Origin of the sequence: Mesorhizobium sp. M2A.F.Ca.ET.067.02.1.1, from assembly GCF_004023285.1 — a bacterium.
Lineage (GTDB): Bacteria > Pseudomonadota > Alphaproteobacteria > Rhizobiales > Rhizobiaceae > Mesorhizobium.
In genome coordinates this window covers 1-6,671 of record NZ_RZSB01000302.1, presented here as the reverse complement: position 1 = coordinate 6,671, position 6,671 = coordinate 1, and the positions used below count along the sequence as shown (strand labels likewise).

Genomic DNA, 6,671 nt, shown 5'->3' with positions numbered 1-6,671 from the left:
TTCGTGCACGATAGCTTTGAACTTCATTGATCAACTCCTGTCCACCCGGAAGATATGCTTGGCATTGAGCATTTGCAAAGCGCCGATCCGTCAGCCGCCAACCTCGCCACGGACCGATCCTGAGCAGCCGGACCCAACGTCATTTCAATCGATCTAATTCCAGGCTCGCGCTGGCACAACGATTCCCGCCTTCTTCTTTTGGGCGAAAGCCGGGCAAAAACCGAACAATATCTTGACGTTCCAAGCCTTGTTTCGCATACCCCAACCAAGAGGTGGATTCCAAGCGCGGCATCCGTCTCCGTTCCAACGGCCCAGGGAGGGGTTCTTTTGGGCCAACAATCGAGGAAAATCCGGCAATGACCATTATTACCGCCGTCATCGCCTGCGGCTTGCTGTCAGTTCTGTACGCCATCTGGGCGACACGTTCGGTCCTTGCGTCCGATCAGGGCAATCAGCGCATGCAGGAAATCTCCGCCGCCATCCGCGAAGGCGCCCAGGCCTATCTGGCGCGCCAGTACACCACCATCGCCGTGGTCGGCATCGTCGTGCTCCTGCTTGCCTGGTGGCTGCTCTCGATCACCTCCGCTATCGGCTTCCTGATCGGCGCCGTGCTTTCGGGCACCGCCGGCTTCATCGGCATGCATGTCTCGGTGCGCGCCAATGTTCGAACCGCGCAGGCGGCCTCGAACAGCCTCGCCGCCGGCCTCGACATCGCCTTCAAATCCGGCGCCATCACCGGCCTGCTGGTCGCGGGCCTGGCGCTGCTCGGCGTCTCGATCTACTACGCCATCCTCACCGGCCCGATGGGCCTGCAACCGAACGACCGCGTCGTCATTGACTCGCTGGTTTCGCTCGGCTTTGGCGCATCGCTGATCTCGATCTTCGCCCGTCTCGGCGGCGGCATCTTTACCAAGGGTGCGGATGTCGGCGGCGACCTCGTCGGCAAGGTCGAGGCCGGCATTCCCGAAGACGATCCGCGCAACCCTGCCACCATCGCCGACAATGTCGGCGACAATGTCGGCGACTGCGCGGGCATGGCCGCGGACCTTTTCGAGACCTATGCGGTGACCGCCGTCGCCACCATGGTTCTGGCCGCCATCTTCTTCGGCGGCACGGCGGCGCTGGGCGCGGCCATGCTCTATCCGCTCGCCATCTGCGGCGCCTGCATCCTGACCTCGATCGTCGGCACCTTCTTCGTCAAGCTCGGCTCCAACGGCTCGATCATGGGCGCGCTCTACAAGGGCCTGATCGTCACCGGCCTGCTGTCGATCGTCGGTCTTGCCGCCGCGACCTCCGCCACGGTCGGCTGGGGCGAGGTCGGCACCGTTGCCGGCATCGGCATCACCGGCAAGAACCTGTTCATCTGCGGCCTCATCGGTCTGCTGGTGACCGGTTTGATCGTGGTGATCACCGAATACTACACCGGCACCAACAAGCGTCCGGTGAATTCGATCGCCCAGGCGTCGGTGACCGGTCACGGCACTAATGTCATCCAGGGCCTCGCGGTCTCGCTGGAATCGACCGCGCTGCCGGCCATCGTCATCGTCGGCGGCATCATCGCGACCTACCAACTAGGTGGCCTGTTCGGCACGGCGATCGCCGTCACCACCATGCTTGGCCTTGCCGGCATGATCGTGGCGCTCGACGCCTTCGGCCCGGTCACAGACAATGCCGGCGGCATTGCCGAAATGGCCGGCCTGCCCAAGGAAGTGCGCCACTCCACCGACGCGCTCGACGCTGTCGGCAATACCACCAAGGCGGTGACCAAGGGCTATGCCATCGGTTCCGCTGGTCTCGGCGCGCTGGTGTTGTTCGCGGCCTACTCGAACGACCTCCGGTTCTTTGCCGCCAATGGCGACAAGTACCCCTACTTCCAGGGCATGGGCGACGTCTCCTTCGACCTCTCCAACCCCTATGTCGTCGCCGGCCTGATCTTCGGCGGCCTGATCCCCTATCTGTTCGGCGGCATCGCCATGACCGCCGTCGGTCGCGCCGCCGGCTCGATCGTCGAGGAAGTGCGCAAGCAGTTCCGCGAGGACAAGGGCATCATGGCCGGCACCTCGAAGCCGAACTATGCGCGCGCCGTCGACATCCTGACCAGGGCGGCGATCCGGGAAATGATCATCCCGTCGCTGCTGCCGGTGCTGGCGCCGCTCGTCGTCTATTTCGGCGTGCTGCTGATCTCGGGCTCGAAGGCCTCGGCCTTCGCCGCGCTCGGCGCCTCGCTGCTCGGCGTGATCGTCAACGGCCTCTTCGTCGCCATCTCGATGACCTCCGGCGGCGGCGCCTGGGACAACGCCAAGAAGTCGTTCGAGGACGGCTTCACCGACAAGGACGGCGTCAAACACCTGAAGGGTTCCGAGGCGCACAAGGCCTCGGTCACCGGCGACACCGTCGGCGACCCCTACAAGGACACCGCCGGCCCGGCCGTAAATCCGGCGATCAAGATCACCAACATCGTCGCGCTGCTTCTTCTCGCCGTGCTCGCGCACGGCTGATCGCGGCGGTTATTCCAAGATAAGCCCGCAGGAGATCCCGCGGGCTTTGTTTTTTCGCATAACACCATACGTGCCGCCTTCCGGCGGGCGCTCAGTTGGCTTCCGGCCTTTCGCTGGCATGGCGATAGCGGGCCAGCAACGCATCGATGTCCGGCTCTCGCTCGGGCATTGGCGGCAAGCCGCGTGTCTGGCGCAGCATGGCAATGAAGGCGCCTCGGCGAAGCTGGCGACGGAAGGAACGCGCCCGCGGATGTATGCCAAGCATCGCCAGGAGCCTGCGTTTAAGGTAACGGGAACGCTTAAGGGGAGCAGGTTCCTCGGCGTTGCCAAGAATCCTGGCGCGCAAAGCGTCCGGCGAGCTCATCGCGTCCATCAGTTCTTCCTGCTCCTGCGCCGTATCACGCGCATAGCTGCCTTCGCGCTTGCCCGAATGCAGCATGAGCACGGTCAGATGCGGCATTGTCGCGATCACCGCACCCTTGCGCCAGGCACGGAACAGCCAGTCCTGGGAACTCTCGCAAACGCACTGGCTGGCCGGGCGCCATGGTCCAAGTCTTCGCAGCGACGTGCGCCGGATCATTTGCGCGGAGCCAAATCCGACCGTGGTGACTGGGTCATAGAAGCCGTCCCGCCCCATCCCGAGGATCATATGCCTGGAACCCTTGCTCGCGGCCGACTCGATGACCGCGCCGCGGGCGATCACTACATCGGCAGCGGTGGCGTCGATCCAGCCGCTCATGGATGCCAGATGGTCGGGAAACCAGAGGTCGTCATGATTCAAGATGGCAACAAAACGGCCGCGTGCTCTGGCAAAGCCGATATTGTTGGGCCCCGACTGTTCGCCGAAATTCACCGGAAGATCGATATAGGATATGCGGCCGTCGCCGAAAGCGGCGACCGTTGTCGCGGTGTCCGGCCGGCACGCGTCGCCGACGACGATGGCTTCCCAGTCCTGCAGGGTCTGGCCCATGAGGCTCTTCAGCGTCTGGCGCAGTACCGCGGGGCGGTTGTGCGTCGCGATGATGACTGAGACAAGCGGTTCGATCCGCCCTGTCGGCGGGCGCTGGCCGGCCTGTTCCACGCTATGCCAGCTTGTAGGGGATCTGTTCAGTATCGGGCGGTAGCCGCCAGTGATCGGGCGCGTCATAGGCGTAGGCCTTGTCGACCAGATTGAGCACCAAAGCAATGTCCGGTCCGAGCGCGACGACTCCGTGCCAGACGCCCGGCGGAATGACGACGATGGCAGGCCTGACCGCGCCGACGATCTTGTGCCAGACCGCGCCGAATGTCGGCGAGGCCTTGCGACCGTCGAACAGTGAGATGCGAACGCTGCCCACCGAGCAAAAAAGCCGGTCGGTTGTGACGCCATGGGCATGCCACCCCGTCACCGCGCCGGGATAAAGCGTGCGTTGAAACACCTGTCCGATTGCAAGCCCGTCCAGATCCCATTCCTCGCGAAAGACTTCAGTGAGGTAGCCGGTCGAAGTCGCGACAGGCCGGATTTCCTTGAGCGCGACGCCCTGGATTGTAGGCGCATCCACGACGAGCCAGTCGGGTGTCACGGTCTGCCGGTCTGGCGTGCCTGTCGCCATCCAGTCTTGCGGCACAGTACGATCGCTGTTGCTCATGACCGGTCCCCAATCCCGGCGAATTGATAGGGGGACGCCGGAACATAAGCAAGGGCGTCGGGCCGCACATACACAAAACCCGCCGGCGAGGTGGCGGGTTTTGATTGTTCCGCGGTTCGTCGATAGACTTAAGGCGTGCCGCTGCCGCCGCCGGGGATGCCGGGCGCCAGCTTGCTGGCGCCGTTGATGACCTGGGTGAGGAAGTTCTGGTCCTTGCCGCCGGTCGGTGTCGTCCTGGAGATGAAGTCGAAGATCTTGCCATCCTTGAGGCCGTAATTGGCGATCTGGGTCACGCGGCCGTCAGCGCCGAAATAGACCGCCAGCACATGCTGGTCGATGATGTGCGGGTTGTCGAAGGCGACGTAGCGCTTGCGCGTCTGCGAGATATAGTAGAAGGCCTCGTTGTCGAAGGTCGCCGTCGTCGACGGCGTGCCCAGCGCCAGCAGCACCTGTTCACGGCTCGATCCGACCGGTACTGAATCGATGGCCTGCTGGTCGATGACGTAGCCTTTCGTCAGCGTCTCGCTTGGATGGAGATCGCCGAACATCTTAGATGAATTGCAGGCGGAAAGCGCTGATACGACCATCAGCAGTGAAGCCACGCCCACCGGGGCGGGCGCAAGAAACGACTTGAATTTCAGCGCACCCAACAACAATTCTCCATCACATCCCCGCAACTTGCGCTGGGCCGCAAAACCGGTAAACCAGCTTGCATGCCGATGCAACAAGGCCAAATCAAACAACAGGTCCCCGGGAGACCGCCCTCAATGTTCCAGCGCCTTTTTGGCCGCGAACGCAATGCCAACCGCGCTATCACCGACGCGCTCTACGCACAAATCGTGGCGGCGGCGCGGCAAACGGTGTTTTATTCGGACTGGAATGTGCCGGATACGCCGCTCGGCCGCTTCGAGATGCTGTCGCTGCATATCTATCTCGTCCAGCACCGTCTGCATGGCGAGCAAGGCGTGGCGGCCGAGGTCGCGCAAGTGCTGATCGACGAGTTCTTCCTCGATGTCGATCATTCGCTGCGCGAACTTGGAATCAGCGATGTCGGCGTGCCCAAGCGCATGAAGAAGCTGGCAAGGATGTTTTACGGCCGCACGACCGCCTATGATGATGCCCTCCGAGAAAACGACCGGTCGGCGCTTGCGGCGGCGCTTGCGCGCAATGTCAGGCCGGACGCGGGCCCCTGGCCGCAGGCGTCGCTGCTGGCGGATTATGTCTGCGATGCCAGCCAGAAGCTCGCCGCGCAGCCGACCGAATCGATCGCCGCCGGCACGGTCGCATTCCCGGCCGCCGGGGCCGCTTGAAGGAGGCCAGCATGAAAGACGCTGAATTGCGCAGCCCGGTATCCTTTGTCGCCAATGTCGCGCGGCTGCCGCAAAAGGGCCTGCCGATCCTGGTCGAGGCCGATCAGCGCCAGCGCGAAGCACTTGCAGCCGAATATGAGCTGCTTTCGGTCGAAAGCTACCGTGCCGAATTGCTTGTTGCTTCGTGGAAGCGCAACGGCGTCAAGGTTACCGGTCGTGTCGAGGCCGACATCACGCAGGCCTGCATCGTCACCCTGGAGCCGGTAAGCGCACATATAGACGAGCCGGTCGAGGCGCTGTTCCTGCCCGAGCAGTCGAAGCTTGGACGCGAGGGCTTCGAGGGCGGCGGCGAGATTATTCTCGACGCCGATGGACCGGACAGTCCGGAAACATTCTCCGGCGACACGATCGACGTCGGTGCGCTGGCCGAACAGTTCTTCGGCCTGGCGATCGACCCCTATCCGCGCAAGCCGGGAGCCTCGCTCGACGTCGCCGGCGACGATCAGGCCGAGGAAAGCGAATTCCAGAAAAAGCTGCGTTCGTTGCTCGGAAAATCCTGAGAGTGGTCCGGATTTTGGAAAAGTTGGTTGTGCGCAGGCGCAAAACCGCTATTTTCGCCGAACCTTCGCGAGCCCCCTTACCTTGGCAGGCGTCCGCCGCTAGCCAGGCAAACCGTGAGAAAAACACCGAGTGATCAGGATTTCCATCGATGCCATGGGCGGCGATCACGGACCAAGCGTGGTCATCCCGGCGCTGATGACGGTCGTCATCCGCCGCCCTGACATCCGCTTCGTCATCTATGGCCGCGAGGACGTGGTGCGTCCCGAGCTCGCCAAGTTCCCGAAACTCGCCGAAGTGAGCGAGTTCGTCCATTGCGAGATCGCCGTGCGCATGGACGACAAGCCGAGCCAGGCTCTGCGCCACGGCCGCTGGAAGTCGTCGATGTGGAAGGCCGTGGAGGCGGTGAAGAGCGGCGCCGCGCAGGCCTGCATCTCGGCCGGCAACACCGGCGCGCTGATGGCGATGTCGAAATTCTGCCTGCGCACCATGGCCACCATCGATCGCCCCGCGATCGCGGCGCTCTGGCTGACGACGCGCGGCGAAAGCGTCGTGCTCGATGTCGGCGCCACCATCGGTGCCGACGCGCATCAGCTGATCGATTTCGCCATTCTGGGCACCGGCATGGCGCGCTCGGTGTTCGGCATCGAGCGGCCGAGCGTCGGCCTGCTCAATGT

At 63.5% G+C, this 6,671-nt stretch carries 6 protein-coding genes and 1 pseudogene; 4 read left to right on the top strand and 3 right to left on the bottom strand.

The window, feature by feature from the left end; translation table 11 throughout:
- Positions 1-356: 356 nt before the first annotated feature.
- Entirely contained in the window at positions 357-2,498 is a 2,142-nt protein-coding gene (locus tag EOA28_RS20035) for a sodium-translocating pyrophosphatase (protein WP_127251769.1), read from the top strand.
- 91 nt (positions 2,499-2,589) lie between these two features.
- On the opposite strand, the gene EOA28_RS20030 is transcribed toward EOA28_RS20035, so the two are convergent.
- From EOA28_RS20030 to EOA28_RS20020, 3 genes are all read right to left on the bottom strand, one after another.
- Entirely contained in the window at positions 2,590-3,579 is a 990-nt protein-coding gene (locus EOA28_RS20030; protein ID WP_127251770.1) for a glycosyltransferase family 2 protein, read from the bottom strand.
- A 1-nt stretch (position 3,580) separates the two neighbouring features.
- Positions 3,581-4,126, bottom strand: coding sequence for a dTDP-4-dehydrorhamnose 3,5-epimerase family protein (locus EOA28_RS20025; protein WP_245463293.1), 546 nt, complete (start codon positions 4,124-4,126; stop codon positions 3,581-3,583).
- Positions 4,127-4,254: 128 nt separating this feature from the next.
- Positions 4,255-4,776: an outer membrane protein assembly factor BamE gene (locus EOA28_RS20020; RefSeq protein WP_126082928.1), complete on the bottom strand. Its 522-nt coding sequence runs from the start codon at positions 4,774-4,776 to the stop codon at positions 4,255-4,257.
- 117 nt (positions 4,777-4,893) lie between these two features.
- Here EOA28_RS20020 and EOA28_RS20015 point away from each other — a divergent pair, with 117 nt between their 5' ends.
- The 3 genes and pseudogenes from EOA28_RS20015 to EOA28_RS20005 all read left to right on the top strand — a co-directional run.
- On the top strand, positions 4,894-5,436 hold the full coding sequence (locus tag EOA28_RS20015; RefSeq protein WP_127251771.1) for a ubiquinol-cytochrome C chaperone family protein: 543 nt from the start codon (positions 4,894-4,896) through the stop codon (positions 5,434-5,436).
- Positions 5,437-5,447: 11 nt separating this feature from the next.
- The gene (locus EOA28_RS20010; RefSeq protein WP_126082926.1) at positions 5,448-5,996 is read left to right on the top strand and encodes a DUF177 domain-containing protein; all 549 of its coding nucleotides are present in this window, start codon (positions 5,448-5,450) and stop codon (positions 5,994-5,996) included.
- 130 nt (positions 5,997-6,126) lie between these two features.
- Positions 6,127-6,671 (top strand): annotated as a pseudogene (locus EOA28_RS20005) (phosphate acyltransferase); the annotation flags it as partial.

Bases quoted from the DNA above. Each gene is read 5' to 3' on its own strand.
- EOA28_RS20035 (WP_127251769.1), top strand. From the start codon at position 357: ATGACCATTATTACCGCCGTCATCGCCTGCGGCTTGCTGTCAGTTCTG.
- EOA28_RS20025 (WP_245463293.1), bottom strand. From the start codon at position 4,126: ATGAGCAACAGCGATCGTACTGTGCCGCAAGACTGGATGGCGACAGGC.
- EOA28_RS20015 (WP_127251771.1), top strand. From the start codon at position 4,894: ATGTTCCAGCGCCTTTTTGGCCGCGAACGCAATGCCAACCGCGCTATC.
- EOA28_RS20010 (WP_126082926.1), top strand. From the start codon at position 5,448: ATGAAAGACGCTGAATTGCGCAGCCCGGTATCCTTTGTCGCCAATGTC.